Origin of the sequence: Sphingomonas spermidinifaciens (assembly GCF_002351485.1) — a bacterium.
Lineage (GTDB): Bacteria > Pseudomonadota > Alphaproteobacteria > Sphingomonadales > Sphingomonadaceae > Sphingomonas > Sphingomonas spermidinifaciens.
Genome location: NZ_NWMW01000001.1, coordinates 992,484 through 1,011,228 on the forward strand (window position 1 = coordinate 992,484; position 18,745 = coordinate 1,011,228).

Here is an 18,745-nt window from a genome sequence, read left to right on the forward strand (position 1 = left end):
GCGTCGCTGGCGAACCGTGACAGGGCCACAGTCGCCGCCAGAATGACACGTCTCCGCGCGTCAACCTGTGTTAACATCTTCGCGTGCGAAACGATCCGAGTCTACACGGGAGTTGGGCGGCATTTCGGCGAACCGAGCCGCTCTCGGTCAGGAAAAGCCGCGACCCCGGATACGCAGCACGGGAAGGACCGTCGGATCGCCCGCCGGCAGCGCCAGTCGCAGCGCATCCGCGCCTTGGGCGAAGCGAAGCTTCGGCCCGCCAAGCAGGTCGATCCGCTCGATCCGCGCGCCGGGCAGCGCCTGGCTGCCGAGCGCCTTGATCGCGCTCTCGCCCTGCGGCCAGCCCAGCAGGATCGCGTAGAGCGCCCCGCCCTTGGTCGTGAAGCGCACGTCATCGGCAGTATAGTTGCCCGATTCGGCAAAGTGGCCCGCCTTGGCGACGGTCGGCCCCTCGCCATAGAGGCGCCAGGGCCGGGTGCCGTGGATCGCCTCGGCATTGACCTTCATCCACGCGGTGAGGCCCGTCAGCAATTCCTCTGATTGCGGCGACAGGCTGCCGTCTGGATGCTGGACGATGTTGAGCAGCAGATTGCCGTTCTTGGCGACGATATCGGCGAGCATGCTGAGCACCTCCCGCGTCGTCTTGAACTTGTCGTTGCGGTTGTAGAACCAGTCGCCATTCGAGGTGTCGGTCTGCCACGGCAGCGGATTGATCCCCTCGAGCACGCCGCGCTCGACATCCTGCACGGCGGCCTTGGGGAGGAACTCGCCCGACATTGACTTGTGCGCGTAGACCGCCTCGGTCCGGCCTCCGCGGCCGGCCTTGCGGTTGTAAAGGTGCGCCACCATCGCCCGGCCGACCTCGCCGAACGGAATGCCGCCGTCCGAATAAAGGAGGTCCGGCTGATAATTGTCGATGAGGTCGGTGATCCGATCGAACCAGTGGCGCTGGAACTTCGGGTTGGTCGTGTACCAGGTCTGGCCGTTGCCGCGATATGGCTCGGTGCGGTTGTCGTGGTAGAGATCAACAAATTTGGGATCGGCGCCGTCGTAATCGACGCCCATTTTGCCTGACGTCCAGAACTGATCGAACTGGTGGTTCGGATACCACCAGCAATAGCTGGCCCCCAGATGCTCGGACACACCGAAGCGGAGGCCGTGCCGCTTCGCCGCCGCCTGCCACGCGCCGACGATGTCGCGCTTCGGCCCCATCTGGGCGGCGTTCCAGCGGTGATGCTTCGAGTTCCACAGGTCGAAATTGTCGTGGTGGACGCCCATCGACACGAAGTACTTCGCCCCCGCCGCGGCATAGCGCGCCATCAGCGCCTCAGGATCGAAGCGCTCCGCCTTCCACAGCGGGATGATGTCCTTGTAGCCGAACGCCGAAGGGTGGCCGTAGGTCTTGACGTGATGGTCGTAATGGGGGTGACCGGGGATGTAGAGGTTGCGGGCGTACCAGTCGCCTTGCCCCGGCACCGCCTGAGGCCCCCAGTGCGACCAGATGCCGAACTTGGCGTCGCGGAACCAGTCAGGCGTCTGATAGGTCTCGAGCGACGCAATGCTCGCGTCGAAGCGGCCCGGCGCCGCCTGGGGCATGAGCCCGGCGAGCGAAGTACTTTCGCCCACACGGGCGCGCGCCGGTCGCGCCGATGCCGCTAGCAACGTTCCGAACAGAACCTCGCGCTTGCTGAACCCCGTCATCCCCATCCCCATCGCTTTGCCTTGCCGATCGCCAATGCAGCTTGATTGATTGCCTCAAGCCGCCTGTTGCTTTCGTATATGAAATCCTTTTCGCGCTTGTAGTTCTGACTACGGTCACGAACCCTGTCAAGGCGTCGCCGCCAGCGAGCCACGATCAACCCCGCGACGGATTTCCAGCACCGTCACCGGCGCCTCCCGCGCGCTTGCCGGCACCGAAAGCCTCAGCCCGCCGGCCACCCGCTTCCACTCGACGGCATTACCCGACAGGTTTCGCACCGCCGCCACCGGCCCGGCGAGCGGCAGCGTCAGCGTGTCGCCCTGCCAGCTCAGGACATGCACGAAGACGCTATTGCCCGCCTGAGTCGTGCCATAGACGCCGTCAACCGGCTGCAACGGTCCCGGCCGGGTGCCATAGACCGCGCGGCCGTGCGCCTTGAGCCACTTGCCCACGCCGCGCAGCGTCTCGACCTGCTTCGGCGGTACCACGCCATCGGGGTCGGGGCTCATATTGGCGAGGACGTTGCCGTTGCGGATCACCGCATCGACGATCAGCCTGATGACCTCGTCGGCGCTCATCACATTGTCGTCGCGCGTGTAGCCCCAGGCCGTGCGGCTGATCGAGAAGGTCTTCTCCCAAGGCCGCGCGCGGATGGGGCCGGTGATCGGCCCCGGCCCCTCGGCCGTGTCGAAGTCGCCCTTCCAGCCCGATCGCGGGTTGATGACGATCTTCGGCTGGTAGCGACGCACCATGCGGTTGAGCTTGTCGGGTTCCCAGAACCACGCGGCATCGGCGTCGGTACCCTGGTGCGCCAGCCAACCGCCATCGTACCAGAGGATGTCGAGCGGGCCATAGCCGCGCATCAGCTCCTCGACCTGGCCATAGGTCTGCTGCTTCAGAAGGCGCGCATTGTCGGGCAGTTCGCGCGGGCGGAAATAGGCCGGAAAGCGCCAGTCGAGGGGCGAGTAATAGAGCCCGACGCGAAGGCCGGCGCCGCGCACTGCCTTTACGAACGGCGCAATCAGGTCGCGCTTCGCGGCGGCGTGCATCGAGTCATACTGGCCATAGCTCGCCGGGCTGTCGAACAGCGAAAAGCCGTCATGGTGCCGCGCGGTCATCACCATGTAGCGCGCGCCCGCGTCGCTGGCGATGCGGGCCCAAGCATCCGGGTCGTAATGCTGCGGATCGAACTGCCCGGCGAGCTTGGCGTATTCGGCCGCCGGCACCTTGTCGTTGAACATGTGCCATTCGCCCTTGGCCGGAATGGCATAGAGGCCCCAGTGGATGAAGACGCCGAACTTGGCATCGCGCCACCACGCCATGTCGCGATCGGGCAGCAGCAGGTCTGGCGCCAGCGTCGGATCGGCGTTCGCCAACTTGGCGGCGGAACGCTGCTCGTCTGTCTGCACCTGAGCTTCGGGCGTTGCGGGGATCGCCAGCGCCGCAGCCGCGCCGAGCGATAGCAGGCGGCGGCAAAACACGCGCCGCGCCTGGACACGCCTGTCCGCCGTGAATCGGGACGCCATGGCCATCAACTCTCCTCATCCACCGACGAGTGCATCGCCGTGTCAGCGCCCTTGGTTGCATATAAACAAGTTTGTTTTCAAGTTTGGGATTAGCTCACCTTACTCGTCATATCGTTGAGAAACAGGCGGCGGTTGCGGCTTGCGCCGCCCGGATTTCCGCGCAAGACCGGCACGATCCGGTACGATCGGACTCAAGAAGGGGGAGAAAATGCCGCGTTCTGGGCTCAAGGGCACCTATGCCGCGCCCGCGATCGAGAAGGCGTTCGAAATCTTCGAGCTGCTCGCGACCCGACCTGAAGGCGCGCTGATCACCGAGATGGCGGCCGACCTCAACCGGACGGTCGGCGAGTTGTTCCGCATCGTCGTGGTGATGGAGCAGCTCGGCTATCTCCGGAAGTCCGAGACGACCGATCGCTATACCGTAACCTACAAGCTCCTGGACATCGCGTTCCGGGCAACGCCATCGCAGGATCTGGTCCGCGCGGCGATGCCCGAGATGCAGGCGCTCGCGATCGAAGCTGGCCAGTCCTGTCACCTCGTCGTCGCCAACGGCGGACGCGGCATGGTCGTCGCGCGCGAGGAACAGCCCGGCACGCGCAGCTTTGCGCTCAGGGTCGGCTCTCACGTCGACATCGTCCAGAGCTGTTCGGGCCAGGTCATCCTCGCCTTCTCAAGCCTCCAGCGTACCGAACGGATCGTGCGCGCGGCGGAGGAGGAGCAGGGGCGCAGCGTCGATCGCGAGTGGCTGGCCGAGCGGATCGCGGCGGTTCGGCGCGCCGGCCATGACAGCCGCAAGAGCCCGATTACCCGCGGCGTCACCGACATCAGCTTCCCGATCTTCGGGTTCGACCGGAGCGTCGTCGCGGCACTGACGATCCCATTCGTCGAGTTCATCGACGGATCGCAGAAAGTCGATATGGACGCCGCGCGCCGGATGCTGCGCAACGCGACGGCGCGCATCTCCGATCGGCTCGGCTATCAGCCCGGCGACTGACCGCCGCCCGGCGACACCGCATCCAGCCGGATCTGCCGAAGTGGCAGCCCTTCGACCTCGACGTCGATCGCGATCGGCCCGGCGGTCGCCCCGACGCGGATCGCGGCGACGACGCGGCCGTGAAAGGTGCGGCGGGTACCCGACTGGAGGCTGGCGACATCGATCGGGTTGCCGTTGCCGATGCCGGCAAGCTCCCCCGCCCCCTCGACTCGAACGCGCACCGTCCGATCGCCCGACTGCGCATAGATCGGAACGCCGGCGGCGTCCTGCAGCTCGACGGTGAGGTAGGCGAGGTCCTCGCCGTTCGCGGCCATGCGCATGCGGTCGATCGAAACCTGCGCCTGTGCCGGCGCCGCGGCGGTGCGGAGGGTCCAGCGCCCCGCCTCGCGCCCATCGCGATAGCCGACCGCGGTCAGCTCACCGGGCGCATAGGGTACGTTGAACGACGCTTTGTACTGCGTTTGAACCCCCACATTCCGCCGACCTAGCAACTTGCCGTTCAGCAGCAGCTCGACTGTCGGCAGTTCCGAATAGACCACGACCTCGAGTGGCTTGCCCTCCTGTCCCTGCCAGCTCCAGCTCGGGTGAACGTCGTCAAGCGCCCAGTCGAGATGCCCGGCATCGACCGGGTAGAGGCGGCGGTCGGGCAAGTCCTCGGTCCCCGGCGGCTGACGGACGAAGGCGGCCATCGGATCGATCCCCGTCTTCCAAAGCACTTGGCGATAATAGGCAGCGGCCCGCTTGCGCCCGGTCGCGTCGATCTCGCCGCAATAGGCGAGGTGCCATGGATAGGGGCCGAGCTTCTGCCAATCCTGGCTGTACCCCATCCAGCCGATGCCGCTCTCGCCCAGATAATCGACGGCGGTCCAGACGAAATCGCCGATCACCCAGGGCTTGGTCTCGACATGCCGCCAATAAGGGAAGGCGTCCTTGGGCAAGGATTCGGAGGTGTAGAGCACCCGCTCGGGCGAACGCGCATGCTCGGCATCGAAATCCTGCGCGTGATAGTTGAGCCCGCCCACGTCCAGCAGCGCGAGCTGGTTCGAGCTTCGCGGCGCATCGGCGTTGATCCCCTGCGTGACGGGGCGGGTCGGGTCGAGGCGGCGGACCCGCTCGGCCAGCTGACGCCCGGTCGCCACCCCCTCGGGCGTGCCGTCCTCGGGAATTTCGTTGCCGATGCTCCAGAACAAGACGCTCGGATGGTTGCGGCCGCTGATGACCAGGCGGTCGATATCGCGCGGCCAGTCGGTCTTGAAGAAGCGCGAATAATCCTGCGCGCGCTTCGACTTGTTCCAGCTGTCGAATGCCTCGTTGATGACCAGCATGCCGAATTCGTCGGCGGCGTCGAGCGTCGCCTGGCTCGCCGGATTATGCGCGTTTCGGATCGCGTTATAGCCAGCGGCCTTCATCAGCGCGACCTTGCGCCGGTCGGCATCGGGCACGCCGGCGGCGCCGATCATGTAATTGTCATGATGGATGTTGCCGCCCTGGAGCTTGAGCGGCTTTCCATTGATGCGCAGGCCCCCGCGCGCGTCGAGCGTGACGGTGCGCAGCCCGAAGCGCGTACGCCGCGTATCGACGACGGCGCCGGCGACGCGAACCTCCTGCACCAGCGTGTAGAGGTTGGGCGCGCCCGGCGACCACAGGCGTGGCCGCGTGAGCTCGAGCCGCTGCGTTGCCGCCGAGCGGGCGCCAGGCGCGATGACGGCGGTGCGGCGCGTTTCTGCCACCGTCTCGCCCGTCGCCGCGACGATGCGCGTCACCAGCTCGACGGCGCGCGCCGTGGCCGCGCGGTTGGCGACCGCCGCCTCGACCGAGACGACGCCCTTCGCCTCGGTCGCGACCGGCGTCGTGACGAAAACGCTGTCTGGGTCGAGATGCACGCGGTCGAGGAGTTCGATGCTCGCCGGGCGGATGAGGCCCGACCCTGCATACCAGCGCGACGAGGGGTCGGCATGGTTGGCGCGCACGACGATCACATTGTCGCCGGCGCGCACCTTCCCCGTCAGGTCGAGCGCGAAAGGGGTGTAGCCGTAACGCTGGCGCGCTAGATGCCGGCCGTTCAGCCAGATGTCGGCGTCCATATAGATCGCCTCGAACTTCAGCCGGACTACCCCCGCCGCCTCGGCCGCCGACAGCTTCAGGTGGCGACGGTACCAGCCGATGCCGCCCGGCAGATACCCCGAATCCTGTCCGGCAACGGCGTCGCGGTCGAAGGGCGGGCGTCCATCCCCCCGATCCATGATCGACCAGTCGTGCGGCACCGTGACGGGACGCCAGTCGCGATCCTCGAACCCAGGCCGCTCGGCACCGGGCGCGTCGCCGGCGTGGAAGCGCCAACCCTGCGACAGGCTGCGCTCCTCGCCCGCGGCGGGCAGCGCGGCCATCGCGAGCGCCAGCATCAATCCCGGTTTCGCCGTCCTGCTCGCTGCCATGCCCGCAACTGCTCCTTCGTTTCCTGTGGTGGTGGTTCAGCCGAACAGCTTCTGCTCGCGCGCGAAGTCGAGAAAGAGCGGCAACCAGAGGCCATCGGGTGCGCCGGGCATGGGCCGCAGCGCAAAGCCGTGCCCGCCGCGCGCGAACAGGTGCGTCTCGACCGCGATGCCCTTGGCGCGCATCGCATCGCGCAGCCGCACGGCGTTGGCGACGGGCACCACCTCGTCATCCTCGGCATGCACCATGAAGGTCGGCACCGCATCGGCCGTGACATTCTGGTCGGGCGACCATTCGCGGATCTGCTCGGGCGTCGCCGAGCCGCCGAACAGCGACGGCGCCGTCCCGTCATAGGCATCGGCCGGATCGACCGTCTGGACGGGATAGATCGGGGCGGTCAGCAGCGGCCTGGCGCTCTGCCGGTCGATCGCATCGACGGGCGCGGTGAAGCGCGCCGAATGACGCGTGGCCATCGTCGTCGTCAGAAAGCCGCCGGCGCTGAAGCCCATCACCCCGACGCGCGCGGGATCGACGCCGAAGCGCGCGGCATTGGCGCGGATGACGCGGATCGCGCGCTGCGCATCGGCGGGACCGACCGCCGCAGGTTCGCGCCAGCCATCCTGCGCGAGGCGATAGAACAGCACGAAGCAGGTGATGCCCGCGCGGTTGAGGGCATTGGCGACCCGGTACCCCTCATGCTCGAAATAATTCCACGCGAACCCGCCGCCCGGAATGATGAGCATCGCGGCGCCATTTGGTTGCGCCGCGCGAAAGCTGACGATCCGGGGCCGCGTCACGCCCTTCAATCGCCGGCTGCTATAGGCAGGGTCGGTCGAGGTCTGCTCGACGATCTCGGCCATGGCGGGGTTGCGCGCGCCCGCGGGCGGGCGCGGCCACAGCTCGATCACCTCGCCCGCCTCGGCCGGGGCAGCGGGAGCCGGCAGTTGCGCCCACCCCGCCGATCCGAGGCCGAGTGCCGAGGCGCCCGCCAGCGCCACCGGGGATTTGACGAAGTCGCGTCGTGAAAGGCTCATCGGAAAGGCTCGCTGCTGCGCCGAGCGGAGGGCGCGGGGCCGACACGGGGGCCGGCGCCGCTCAACTCTTGCCCGCCCCCTGAAGCAGGGCGTCGAGTCCCTGCCGGTCCTTCACCGCATAGGTTCGCCGGTCGATCAAGTCGCCGGTGTCCCACAGAAAGGGCAGAAGGCCGTTTTCGCGCGCCTTCAGCGTCACATACTTCATCCAGTATGCACGCGAGGCGAGGTGCTTTTCGAGATCGCGCGGCGTCGAGCGGCGCGGCGCGCCATATTCGCCGAGCAGCACCGGCACGCCCTTGCTGACGAACATCTCCTTGGCGAGGGCCATGTGCGCATCGACCGTCTCCTCCTCGCCCCAGGTGGCGTTGCGGTCGGGCTCGATCGTCGAGTGATAGTCCTTGCCCCAATAATAGAACATCTTCCCCCAGCTCGCGTCCTCGCTGAGGATGCAGAAATTGGGCGGGCTGTAGAAATGCGGCTCGACCATCAGGCGGCCGGCGACCGTGTCGGTCGGCATCCGCGTCCAGAGCGTCTTCGACAGGTCCATGTTGACGTTGGGCAGCGGCAGTACCAGCACGCGATAGGCGTTGCGCCCGCCAGTCGCGCGCACCGCGTCGATGAAGGTCTGATGATAGCTGTAGAGCACCTCCATTTGCTCGGCGGTGTCGCAATTGGGCTCATTGGCGCCGGCGAAGATCAGCCGCTCGTCATAGTCGCGGAAGTGAGTCGCAATCTGCTCCCAGAACGCCTTTTGCTTGGCGTTGACCGCGTCCTTCTTCGCCGGGGTGACGTTGTTCTCTAGCCAACCGCCGTCCCAGTGGATGTTGAGCAGCACATGAAGGTCGGCATCGACACAATATTGGACGACATCCTTTACGCGCGCGAGCCAGCTGTCCCTGATCTTGGCCGTCGTCGGATCCGAATACTGGTCCCACGCGCAGGGCAGCCGGATCGAATCGAAGCCCGACGCCTTGGCCGTGTCGATCAGCTCGCGCGTGATGAGCGGGTTGCCCCAGTTGGTTTCGCCGCCGATCGCCTCCAGCGTGTTGCCGATATTGATGCCGAGCTGCATCCGCGCGGCCAGTTGTACCGCGTTGCTGCCCATGCCGGTCGAGTTGGGCGCGGCCGGGCTGGTGTTGTAACTGGGGTAAAGAGTGCCGGTCGAGGTCGGCGACGGTGAGGGCGTGGGTGTCGGGGTGGGCGTCGGGGTCGGCGCAGGCGACGGAGTAGCGCTCGGCCGGGGCGCGGCGCTCATCCCGCCGCCGGCGCACCCCGCGACCAGTGCGACCGTCGATACCAGCATCTGGCGCCTTGCGAACTTCATCTCGATCCTCCCACGCACAATCCATCCGCCCGCCGCGCTGCGCGCACCGGCGGCGTCGCCGTCATCGACGGCCGATCCCGTTCCTGCTGTCCGGCCCCGCGGCCGCGCCGACCGGCGCCCCGTCAGCGCCGCTTGCCACCCCCCTCCGGCCTTGCCCGGCACATCGCCGACAGCGGATTGGGCGCGGTCGCCGTCAGCAGGCCGAGGCGGTAGGGCAACATCAGATAATCCATCCCGGCGGACTTTGGATCGACCCCCTGATAGAGGAAGCGCAGCGGCCGGCAGGGGTCGAGCGTCAGGTGCTGGTCGTTGCCCGCGCGGATCATCTCGCCATGCGACACGTCCAGCGTCCAGCGCCCGCCCGGATAGGCGACATTGGCCGAACCGGCGAAGGGATCTGCGAGGCTGTCGGCGAGCGGCTTCCAGCCGCCGTCGAGCCGATCGCTGGTCCAGGCGCGGAAATAGCGGCCACGGGGGCCGATTGCCTCGACCATCGTGACATAGCTCGGCGTGCCGGCAACCCGGTAGGTCATGCTCGCCTCGAACAGCCGGTCGCGGGCGTCCTCAAGCACCACCTCGGTCTTGCCGAAGCCCCGGGGAAAGTCGGCGAGCGCGGTTTCGGAACGGTAGAGCCGGCCATTGTCGCCGGTGTTGAAGAGGTGGCAGCGGGTGTCGTCGCAGATCACCCAGAAATCGAGCCAGGTCGCGTTGCCGTCCTTGCCCTTCACCACGTCGGGCACTGCCGCGAAGAAGGGCTTGGGCGCGCTCCACGACATCGGATCGTCGATGTTCGTGGTCGTCGAATAGAGCGGGTCGCCGCCCTGAAAGACCATGTACCAGCGCTTTTGCGGCGCGAAGAAGAAGACCTGCGGCGCGGCGCGATAGCCGGGCCCGATCGGCGACCGATCGAGATAGGTGAGCGGCGCGGCGGGCGCGTCCTCCCAGCGGCGGAAGCTCGCATAGGCGAGGCCCCAGCCCTTCGCGCCCGCCGTCGTCATGAAGACGTGATACTTGCCATTGGCGAAGACGATCGACGGATCCTTGACCGCCACCACCGGATGCTCAGCGTCCGAGCGGGGCAGCACGACGGGCGCGGTCGAGGTCCAGCGGAAGCGGGCCGCCTTGCGCTTCGGCGCGGCATCTTGCGCACTCGCAAGGCTCGCGACCGTCCCGAGCAGCACAACGCCTTTGACCAAGCGACGCACAGCGATCCTCATCGGCCGGCCGCGCCCCGCAGCGCCGTCACTGTGTCGCGTGCGCTGACGAACGCCTGCAGATAGGCATCGTGCGCCGGCATGCTCGCGACGACCGACGCGACCCGGCCGTTGAACGCTTCGAAATAGGCGATGACTTCTTCGTCGGTCAGGCGGTCGATCTGTCGGACCAGCCGGTCGGCGCGCAGGCCCTGGCCGTGCATCACCGACAGCCAGCTATTGTAGGTGAAGAACTCGCCCGGCTTGACGAACAGGCGGCCGTGCGGGCGGAACATGTCGATGCGCGCCTGCAGGCTGTCGGGCACCGACATGTGCTTGCAATAGGCCCAGAAGGGCGTGTCCTCGCGCTCGGTCACCTTGTAGTGAAGGATGATGAAGTCGCGGATGTGCTCGATTTCGAGCTGCATCTCGGCATTGAACGCGTCGATCTCTCTCTGATCGAAATGCCGGTCCGGGAAATAGGACAGGAGCTTGAAGGCGATCGACTGGACGAGGTGGATGTTGGTCGATTCGAGCGGCTCGAGAAAGCCCGAGGCGAGGCCCACCGACACGCAGTTCTTGACCCACACCTCTCGCCGGCGGCCGGGCGTGAAGCGGATGCGCCGCGGCGCGGCCAGCGGCTCGCCGTCGATCGCCTCCATGAGCCGCGCCTCGACCGCATCGTCGCTGTCGGCGAAGGCGCCGCTATAGACCATGCCGTTGCCGGTGCGGTGCTGGAGCGGGATGCGCCAGCGCCAGCCCGACGCCTCGGCCGAGGCCTGAGTATAGGGGATCGGCGATGCGGCCTTTGCACAGGGCACCGCGACCGCGCGGTCGCAGGGCAGCCAGTGCTTCCATTCCTCGTACCCGCTGCCGAGCGTCTTTTCGATCAGGAGGCCGGCCAGGCCGGTGCAGTCGACGAACAGGTCGCCCGCGAGCACGCGCCCGTCCTCGAGCCGGAGTGACTTGATGAAGCCCGTCTCGGGCACCTGCGCGACCTCGACAATGCGGCCGCTGATGTGCCGCACGCCTCGGGCGGTCGCATAGGTGCGCAGATAGTCGGCGTAGAGCGCCGCGTCGAAATGGAAGGCATAGTGGTGCGGGGGAAGTCCGCTCTTCTCGACCGTATGGGGGTGGCGGAAGCGGCTGTGCCGGGCGGCGACCGCGCCGACGTTGCTCGCCTCGATCGGCACGTCCGCGCCCTTCGCCGCCATCAGCGCGGCGTAGCGCAGGTACATGTGATAGAAGGACACGTCCTTGAAATTGGGGCCGAACTGGGCGAACGAGTGGAAATAGCTCTCGCCCACGTCGCGCCAGCCGACGAACTCGATCCCGAGCTTGAAGGTCGCGTTGCAGCGACGCATGAAGTCAGCCTGGTCGAGGCCGAGCATCCGGTTGAAGGTGTGGATGAAGGGCACCGTCGCCTCACCCACGCCGATCGTGCCGATCTCGGGCGATTCGACCAGTTCGATCTCAAGGCCCGCATCGGCAAGGTCGGCCGCGAGCGCCGCGGCGGTCATCCACCCCGCAGTGCCGCCGCCCGCGATCACCACCTTGCGAACCGCGTTCTCGCTGCTCGTTGCTGCCCGTTCTTCGGTCGCCATCCCCACCCCTTCAACTCTCAATGCCGCGCCGCCCGACGCGGCGGGAAGGCGATGTGCGCCTTCCCGCCGTCCGGCCGGTTGTTTCTAGAGGCGCGTGCGGAACATCAGGGTGACCCGCCGGTCGCTGATGTTCGTGTCGTACGGCACCATCACGCCGGGCAACGGCTCCTGATAGGTTCGCGACTTCGTGTTGGTGACGTTGCCGAACATCAGGTTGAGCGTCGCCACATTGTTGAACCGATAATCGAAGCCGATATCGACATAGCCGGCAGGCGCCGCCCAAAGCGGCACCATATTGTAAACCTGGAACGACTTTTCCGGCCCGAAGTCGGTCGGGCTAAGATTGGCCCAATATGGATTGCCGCCCGACGTCGCATAGGAAAGCGGATTGGCGTTGGTCGAAAGAAGCTGCTTCGACCGCCAGTTATAAGCGATACGGAAGTTGACCGACTTGCGGCTGTAGAGCAGCTCGGCATTGTAACTGTATTTCGAGAGGTTGAAGAACGGCAGATCCTCGAAATCATTGCCCAGCACGTCGGTCGCCTGCGGCGCCGGGTTGCTGCTGTCGACGAAGTTGAAACTGCCGTTCACGCCGAAGCCGCTGAGCAGCCCCGGCAGCTTGTCGAAGAAGGTGCGCCCGCCGATCTCGAAGCCCTTGATATTGGCCTGTTCGTCGGACGTTTCGTTCTGGAGATAGGTCCAGGGTATGTCGATAGTGACGATCTCGCCGTTGCCGTTGACGATCGGCGTCTGCTGATTCTGGGTGAAGAAGGTGAAGACCTCCTGATCGCGGATCTGCTTGGCGAACAGGCTGACGTTGAACGCCGTCCCGTTACGCGGGTACCATTCGAACGACAAATCCTCGCTGCGGATGCGGACCGGGTCGAGCCGCGCGCCCGCCGACTGGTTGGTGAAGTTGGTGAGGATCGGCTGGCTGAGCGGATCACCGCCGCCCGGCGGGATGAACGAGACCGAACGTGTGCTCGCGCCAATATTGCCGCCGGCACGGATGGCGTTGAGGTCGGGGGGCGCCAGGCCCTCCGACGCGGCAACACGCACGATGATCTGCGGTGAAACGTCGAACCGAAGGTTGAGCGACGGCAGCACCCGCGTGAACGAATAGTCGATCGAGCGCGGCGTCGCGCTCGGCAAGGTCGAAAAGATCTTGGCCGGGTCGGGCGTCCCGCCGTTGAACTGAATCTGCGTCTGCTCGGCAGCGTCGGCCTCGCTGAGGAAGAAGTCCGACACCTGGTTTTGTACGAGCAGGCCCGAGCTCTTGTTTTGTGCGCGAACGACGCGGACGCCGATGTTGCCGGAGAAGGGCAGTCCGCCCTCGCCGCGGTCGCGGCCGAACTTCAGCTGGATATAGCCGGCAAGGTTGGCGATCCGGGAGTCGGTAAGGCCGCCGGGATTCTGGAAATACTCCTGCCAGTAATCCTCGCGCGTGCCATTGGGGATCGCGCCGTTGTATGCTTTTTGCAGCCGATACCAGTCGAAGCTCTTCATCGTCCGTTCGCTGGGGATCAGCACTGCCCCAGGCGAAGGAACCCGTCCGCCGAAGAAGCCGGGAAAGTCGTAGACCTCGTAATCGTCGGGCGAGCCGTTCGGCGACGCCTCCGGCCCGGTCAGGAAATACTGGATGCCGGCCCAGGGCTGGGCCAGCGGCGCCCAGTAGGTGCCGATGAAATTGTCGTTCTCGTTGCGCACTGACGCGCGCGCGCCGACCGAAACGCTCTTGAAGAAGCTGTCGTCGCCGAAGCTGTAGTCGACGTCGATGTTCGATGCGAACATCGTGCCCTTGTTGTCGGCACCGTTATACGCCATCGACCCCCAATAGGCAGTGTCGGTGTTCGCCAGTGCCGCCGCGTCAAAGCCGCCGACCACCGGAATGTCGTTGCGCAGGTCGAAGCTGGCCGAGGACAGCGCCGGATCGGTCTGTTGCAGCGACGCGAACATGTTCGTGCTTTTGACGATCGACCGGACATACTGGATGCCGCCCGAGATGCGCAGTTCGCGCGCAGGCGTCCAGACGAAGCTGGTCGTGAGGTCGAGCGTCGAGCTCTTGCTCTTGCCCACCGACCGCGAGCTGCCGAACCCCTGGATGTTGGTCAGCGGCTCGGTACAACCGTAGACGCCGTTGCTCCAGTCGGCAGTCGCCTGCGACACCGGGCCGCCATAGCCAGCCTGCGATCCGCAATCGAGATCGGGCGCGGGCGACCAGCCGCCCGAATATTGCTGAAGCCACGTATTTCCGCCCGCGCCGTAGACGATGTTGCCAGTCGCGCCGTAGCGTAGCGAGCCGGCGATCATCGCGCCGTTCTCGTCGAAGACCGGATCCACGGGGATGTATGCGGACGCCTGATTCGGCGCCATGCCGAAGCCGGCGCTCGAGCCCATGCTTTCGACATTGTACTGCGAGTAGAACAGCGTGTTGGTCAGGACGATGTCGGGATCGGGCTTCCACTGCACCGCCTGATACAGGCCGTAGCGGTCGCGCCTGAACTCGCTGTTGCTCCAGTTATAGCCATAGGGGATGAGACCCACATCGTCGGGCGCGCCCGGTGCGTAGGCGGCGTAGAAGGGGTTCATCTTGAGGTCGCTGCTCTGCGCGTCGAAACGCGAGAAGGCGAGGTTCCAAAGAATGCCGATCTCGCCGACCCCGGTCGTCCAGCTCTTGGTGTAGAGCGCCGAGATGTTGGGCGAGAACTTCTTCGACATGTCGCCGTAGCTGCCGCCGACCGTCAGGTTGGATTCGGACTTGCTGTAATCGAACGGCAGCCGCGTGCGCAGATCGACCTGCGACGCGCCGCCCTCGATCAGGCTGGCGGTCGTTCCCTTGTAGACGTTGACCGCGCTCATCAGTTCGGGGGTGACGTCGCCCCAGCTGATCGCGCTGCCGCCATTGGCACTGAACACCTGGCGGCCGTTGAGCGTGCTTGAATTGTACGGCAGGCCGCGCACCGAGATGCCCGTGCCTTCGATCTGAAAGCTCGGATTACCCTGATCGACCGAGAAGCGCGACAGGGCGATGCCCGGCACGCGCTGCAGCACCTCGGTGATCGAGGTATCGGGCAAGCGGCCTGCCTGATCCGCGACGATCGAATCGACGATCGTGTCGGCGTTGCGCTTGATCTCGATCGCGTCGTTCAGCGCCTTGCGACGGGCGGTGACGAGAATCTCCTGTGCGCCCTCCTCTTCGGATGCGGCTTCAGGCGCCGCGGCCTGACCGGCATCCTGCGCATAGGCCGGTTGCGCGAGGCCCGCCCCTGCGAGCGCAATGGCGTAGCCGCTGACGCCGATCATGAACCCCTTGGCAATCATTCGTCTTCCCCTCCCTTGCGCGATGCTCACCGGCTGTTGACCGAAGGCTCGCGCTATCGACTTGAAGCGAGTTGTCCCGGCGTCGGCGGCAGCGCCTCTGGCACCCCCGATTGCCGGGCGGGCGACAGCCTCAGCCGCCGCGACGGCATCAATTCACGCGATCGACTGGGGCCGGATGGCGCGCTCGGACGCGCACGCGGCAGGCAGGCGATGGCCGGCACGGCCATGAAGGGGAGCGCGGGCCATGACGTCGCCTCGAGGCGGCCTCGCCCGGTGCAGGTCCTTGATCATTCCAGCAGCCCCTCCTTGGCCTTGCGAAGCTCGGTCGGGCGACCCGGCATCTCTATGCTCGACTCGCCACATCTTCGCGAACCATACTTTTATATATGCGAGTCAGAATCTTCCAGTGGGATTCGAAGAAATCGATGTGGAGGGTCTAGTCGTTGGACAATGCCGTCGGGCTGGCGCGCATCAAGAGGAGCGAGCGGCATTTTTCGTAATCTTTTCGGTATCTTATAGCTTTGGGAAACATGACCGCCCTGCGATCCTGGTGCATCCTATAGGATCGGATCGTGCATTCTCGTTTTCATATACGATTCTGACAGGCGCGGATGTTGCGAGACCGGTGGATCAGGCGGCTCGAAATGCGGTTTTGCCTTTGACGGCCAAGGCGAGCCCCGACCGCGTGTCCGCGACCCGCCAGAGCGGATGAGGCAAAGTCCCAAGGCGCGCCGGCGCCGACCAGAATCAGCCCCGAAGCGCGGTCGCCAGGTCGAAGATGCGCTCGGCGCGCCGCCACTTCGCGCCGTCGGGACCGACGCGCTGGAAGCGGCTCATCAGCTTTTCCCAGCGCTGGACGGCGGGATCGGCGGCGTCGGCACGTGCCTTTGCCGCGAAGTCGAAGCTGTCGTCGACCTCGATCACCATGACCAGCCGGGTGTCGAGGCGATAGATGCGCATCGCCTCGATCCCGCTGCGTCGGATCGACGCCTCGATCTCTGGCCAGCCGGCGCCGGGGGCGTGATACCGCTCATATTCGGCGATCAGTTCGGGATCGTCGTGCAGATCGAGCATCAGCACATGTTCGATGCTCATCGGGCCCTCAATGGCTGTGCGCGGGCGTGACCGCGACCGTCGCGCCGCGCACCGACAGCGCGAACAGCAGCACCACGACGAAGGCGAGCGCGGCGACCAGCATCGCGGCGTTGATGCCGGCCATATCCGACACCGCGCCCATCGCCGCGGTGAGCACCGCCCCGCCGATGATCGCCATCACGATCAGCGATGCCCCCGCTCGCGCCAGCGGCCCTAGCCCCGCCATGCCGAGCGCGAAGATCGTCGGGAACTGGATCGACATGAAGAAGCTTGCCGCCACCAGCGCGATCAGCCCCGCCTGTCCCCCCAGCAGCGCCGCAGCAACCGCAAGGATCAGGCTGGTACCCGCGAATACCGCGAGCAGCAGCGGCGGCGCGATGCGACCCATCAGCGAGGCGCCGACGAAGCGGCCGATCCCGAACAGGACAAGGCTGGCGAACAGCCAGTCGGCTGCGGCGCGCTCGCTCGTCCCCGGCAGGTTCGCCTGGGCATAGCGGATGGTGTAGCTCCACAGCCCCACCTGCGCGCCGACGTAGAAGAACTGCGCCGCCGCCGCCTTGAGCAGGCGCGGTTGGCCGAACACGCCCGAAAAGGGCACGTGCGCGCCGTTGCCCTCGTCGGCGCTGCGGCCCGGGAAGCGGATCAGCGCCGCTGCGATCGCGAAGCCCAGCACGACGAGACCGATGATCAGATAGGGCGTCTGGACCGCGATCACCTCCTGCCGCAGCAGCGCGTCGCGCGCGGCGGGCGCCATCGCGGCGAGCGCCGCCTCGTCGTGCGCGATCTCAGACAGGATGAAGTATTTGCCGATCAGCACGCCAACGACCGTGCCGACCGGATTGGCCGCTTGCGCCCAGTTGAGCCGCCGCGCGGCCCCTGCCGGATCGCCGATCTCGGTCATCAGCGGATTGGCCGAGGTTTCAAGGAAGGCGAGGCCCGCGGCGATGACGAACAGGGCGGCAAGAAAGTAGCGATACTCGCCGAAATGCGCCGCCGGATAGAAAAGCAGCGCGCCCGCCGCATAGAGCGCAAGGCCGGTGACGATCGCCGCCTTGTACCCCCGCGCGCGGGTCAGCATCGCGGCGGGTACCGCGAGCAGGAAATAGCCGAGATAGAAGGCCTGCTGGACGAAGCTCGTCTCGAAGTCGGAAAGGACGAACGCCTTCCGGAACTGCGCGATCAGGATGTCATTGAGGTTGTTCGCCATCCCCCACAGGAAGAAAAGGCAGGTCGTCAGTACGATCGCCGCCCTGTAGCTTGTCCCGGCTTCCCTCATCGGCCTCGATCCCCTCCTCAATCCTTCAGTCCGGCGCGATTGTCGCGCTCTTGACGATCCGTCCGTCCGCCCTGCCATCGGCCGAAGGACGCTCCGACGCTGCTGTTCCCATCGGTCTTATATATGATAGAAGGCTTGCATATCTGACATATGCTTGTCTAGCAGCTCTTGCACACATTGCCTCGATCGCCATAGGAACAGACGTGAAAACAGTTATTTGCCACGAACCACTGAACCTGGCGCTGATCGAGCGACCCGATCCCGTCCCCACCGAGGCGGAGGTCGTGGTGCGGATCGAACAGGTCGGCATCTGTGGCACCGACTATCATATCTATGCCGGGCGACACCCCTTCCTCACCTATCCGCGGGTGATGGGCCATGAACTGGGCGGCACGATCGAACGGGTGCCGCCGGGGTCGGTGCTGCGCGTCGGACAGACCGTCGCGATCAATCCCTATCTCGCCTGCGGCAGCTGCATCGCATGCCGCAAGGGCAAGCCCAATGCCTGCGTCAACATCACCGTGCTCGGCGTCCATGGCGACGGCGGCATGTGCGAGCGGCTGGTGGTGCCCGAAAGCGCGGTGATCGATGCCAGCGGCCTGACTGTCCATCAGGCGGCCATGGTCGAGTTCCTGGCGATCGGTGCGCACGCCGTGGCGCGCGGCGCTCCGGCGACGGGGGAGCGCGTGCTGGTCGTCGGCGCCGGGCCGATCGGCGTCGGCACCGCGTTGTTCTGCCGGCTGAACGGCGCCGAGGTGACGCTGGTCGACACGCGGCGGTCGCGCCTCGACTATGCGCGCGACGCGCTGGGCTTTGCCGCAGTCCACACCGTCGGCCCCGACCTCGCTGCGGCGCTGGCACTGGAAACGGGCGACGAGATGTTCGACGTCGTGTTCGACGCCACGGGCTCGCTCGCGGCAATGGCGGCCAGCCTGCAATATGTCGCGCACGGCGGCCGGCTGGTGCTGGTCGGCGTCGCCCCCGGCGACCTCGTCCTGCCGGACCCCGAGTTTCACAAGCGCGAGACGACGCTGATCGCGAGCCGCAACGCGATCGCCGCCGATTTCGACCGGACGATCGCCGCAATCCGCGAGGGCCACATCCCGACCGACCGGCTGCACACCCACAGCGTCGCCGCCGACGACCTCCCCACCCGACTGCCCGAACTGATCGCCGAGGCGGATCAGGTGCTAAAGGCGATCGTCCAATTCTGAGCTGGGATCCTCGCCGCGGACACTATTGCGCG

General features: G+C 66.3%; 12 protein-coding genes. 2 read left to right on the forward strand and 10 right to left on the reverse strand.

The features are described 5' to 3' along the window. Nucleotides 1-147: 147 nt before the first annotated feature. Nucleotides 148-1,701 (reverse strand): alpha-L-fucosidase, encoded by a 1,554-nt coding sequence (locus tag COC42_RS04650; protein ID WP_096343098.1) that lies wholly within the window; start codon nucleotides 1,699-1,701, stop codon nucleotides 148-150. 126 nt (nucleotides 1,702-1,827) lie between these two features. Continuing rightward, the gene (locus COC42_RS04655; protein WP_096342055.1) at nucleotides 1,828-3,225 is read right to left on the reverse strand and encodes an alpha-L-fucosidase; all 1,398 of its coding nucleotides are present in this window, start codon (nucleotides 3,223-3,225) and stop codon (nucleotides 1,828-1,830) included. A 208-nt stretch (nucleotides 3,226-3,433) separates the two neighbouring features. Between COC42_RS04655 and COC42_RS04660 the strand changes: the two genes are divergently transcribed. Continuing rightward, entirely contained in the window at nucleotides 3,434-4,219 is a 786-nt protein-coding gene (locus tag COC42_RS04660; protein ID WP_096342056.1) for an IclR family transcriptional regulator, read from the forward strand. On the opposite strand, the gene COC42_RS04665 is transcribed toward COC42_RS04660, so the two are convergent. The 8 genes from COC42_RS04665 to fucP all read right to left on the reverse strand — a co-directional run bounded on the left by COC42_RS04665 (nucleotide 4,204) and on the right by fucP (nucleotide 17,499). Continuing rightward, nucleotides 4,204-6,654 (reverse strand): glycoside hydrolase family 2 TIM barrel-domain containing protein, encoded by a 2,451-nt coding sequence (locus COC42_RS04665; RefSeq protein WP_096342057.1) that lies wholly within the window; start codon nucleotides 6,652-6,654, stop codon nucleotides 4,204-4,206. The two genes, COC42_RS04660 and COC42_RS04665, sit on opposite strands and share 16 nt — an antisense overlap. Nucleotides 6,655-6,690: 36 nt before the next feature. Then, a complete protein-coding gene (locus COC42_RS04670; protein WP_096342058.1) occupies nucleotides 6,691-7,686 on the reverse strand; it encodes an alpha/beta hydrolase in 996 nt (331 codons plus the stop codon). 61 nt (nucleotides 7,687-7,747) lie between these two features. After that, a complete protein-coding gene (locus COC42_RS04675) occupies nucleotides 7,748-9,010 on the reverse strand; it encodes a glycoside hydrolase family 5 protein (RefSeq protein WP_217991258.1) in 1,263 nt (420 codons plus the stop codon). 122 nt (nucleotides 9,011-9,132) lie between these two features. Beyond that, the gene (locus COC42_RS04680) at nucleotides 9,133-10,215 is read right to left on the reverse strand and encodes a glycoside hydrolase family 62 protein (RefSeq protein ID WP_245843843.1); all 1,083 of its coding nucleotides are present in this window, start codon (nucleotides 10,213-10,215) and stop codon (nucleotides 9,133-9,135) included. A gap of 8 nt (nucleotides 10,216-10,223) precedes the next feature. Beyond that, complete coding sequence (locus tag COC42_RS04685; RefSeq protein ID WP_096342061.1) at nucleotides 10,224-11,807, reverse strand: tryptophan halogenase family protein; 1,584 nt, start codon at nucleotides 11,805-11,807, stop codon at nucleotides 10,224-10,226. Between the two features lie 84 nt (nucleotides 11,808-11,891). Continuing rightward, nucleotides 11,892-15,128 (reverse strand): TonB-dependent receptor, encoded by a 3,237-nt coding sequence (locus COC42_RS04690; protein WP_096342062.1) that lies wholly within the window; start codon nucleotides 15,126-15,128, stop codon nucleotides 11,892-11,894. Between the two features lie 747 nt (nucleotides 15,129-15,875). Then, nucleotides 15,876-16,223: an L-rhamnose mutarotase gene (locus COC42_RS04695; protein ID WP_096342063.1), complete on the reverse strand. Its 348-nt coding sequence runs from the start codon at nucleotides 16,221-16,223 to the stop codon at nucleotides 15,876-15,878. 7 nt (nucleotides 16,224-16,230) lie between these two features. Further along, nucleotides 16,231-17,499, reverse strand: a complete 1,269-nt coding sequence (gene fucP / locus COC42_RS04700; RefSeq protein ID WP_096342064.1) for an L-fucose:H+ symporter permease — start codon at nucleotides 17,497-17,499, stop codon at nucleotides 16,231-16,233. Between the two features lie 203 nt (nucleotides 17,500-17,702). Here fucP and COC42_RS04705 point away from each other — a divergent pair, with 203 nt between their 5' ends. Next, nucleotides 17,703-18,713, forward strand: coding sequence for a zinc-binding alcohol dehydrogenase family protein (locus COC42_RS04705; RefSeq protein ID WP_096342065.1), 1,011 nt, complete (start codon nucleotides 17,703-17,705; stop codon nucleotides 18,711-18,713). The last annotated feature ends 32 nt before the right edge of the window (nucleotides 18,714-18,745 follow it).

Bases quoted from the DNA above. Each gene is read 5' to 3' on its own strand.
- COC42_RS04670 (WP_096342058.1), bottom strand. From the start codon at position 7,686: ATGAGCCTTTCACGACGCGACTTCGTCAAATCCCCGGTGGCGCTGGCG.
- COC42_RS04660 (WP_096342056.1), top strand. From the start codon at position 3,434: ATGCCGCGTTCTGGGCTCAAGGGCACCTATGCCGCGCCCGCGATCGAG.
- fucP (WP_096342064.1), bottom strand. From the start codon at position 17,499: ATGAGGGAAGCCGGGACAAGCTACAGGGCGGCGATCGTACTGACGACC.
- COC42_RS04695 (WP_096342063.1), bottom strand. From the start codon at position 16,223: ATGAGCATCGAACATGTGCTGATGCTCGATCTGCACGACGATCCCGAA.
- COC42_RS04665 (WP_096342057.1), bottom strand. From the start codon at position 6,654: ATGGCAGCGAGCAGGACGGCGAAACCGGGATTGATGCTGGCGCTCGCG.
- COC42_RS04650 (WP_096343098.1), bottom strand. From the start codon at position 1,701: ATGACGGGGTTCAGCAAGCGCGAGGTTCTGTTCGGAACGTTGCTAGCG.
- COC42_RS04655 (WP_096342055.1), bottom strand. From the start codon at position 3,225: ATGGCGTCCCGATTCACGGCGGACAGGCGTGTCCAGGCGCGGCGCGTG.
- COC42_RS04675 (WP_217991258.1), bottom strand. From the start codon at position 9,010: ATGAAGTTCGCAAGGCGCCAGATGCTGGTATCGACGGTCGCACTGGTC.
- COC42_RS04690 (WP_096342062.1), bottom strand. From the start codon at position 15,128: ATGATTGCCAAGGGGTTCATGATCGGCGTCAGCGGCTACGCCATTGCG.
- COC42_RS04685 (WP_096342061.1), bottom strand. From the start codon at position 11,807: ATGGCGACCGAAGAACGGGCAGCAACGAGCAGCGAGAACGCGGTTCGC.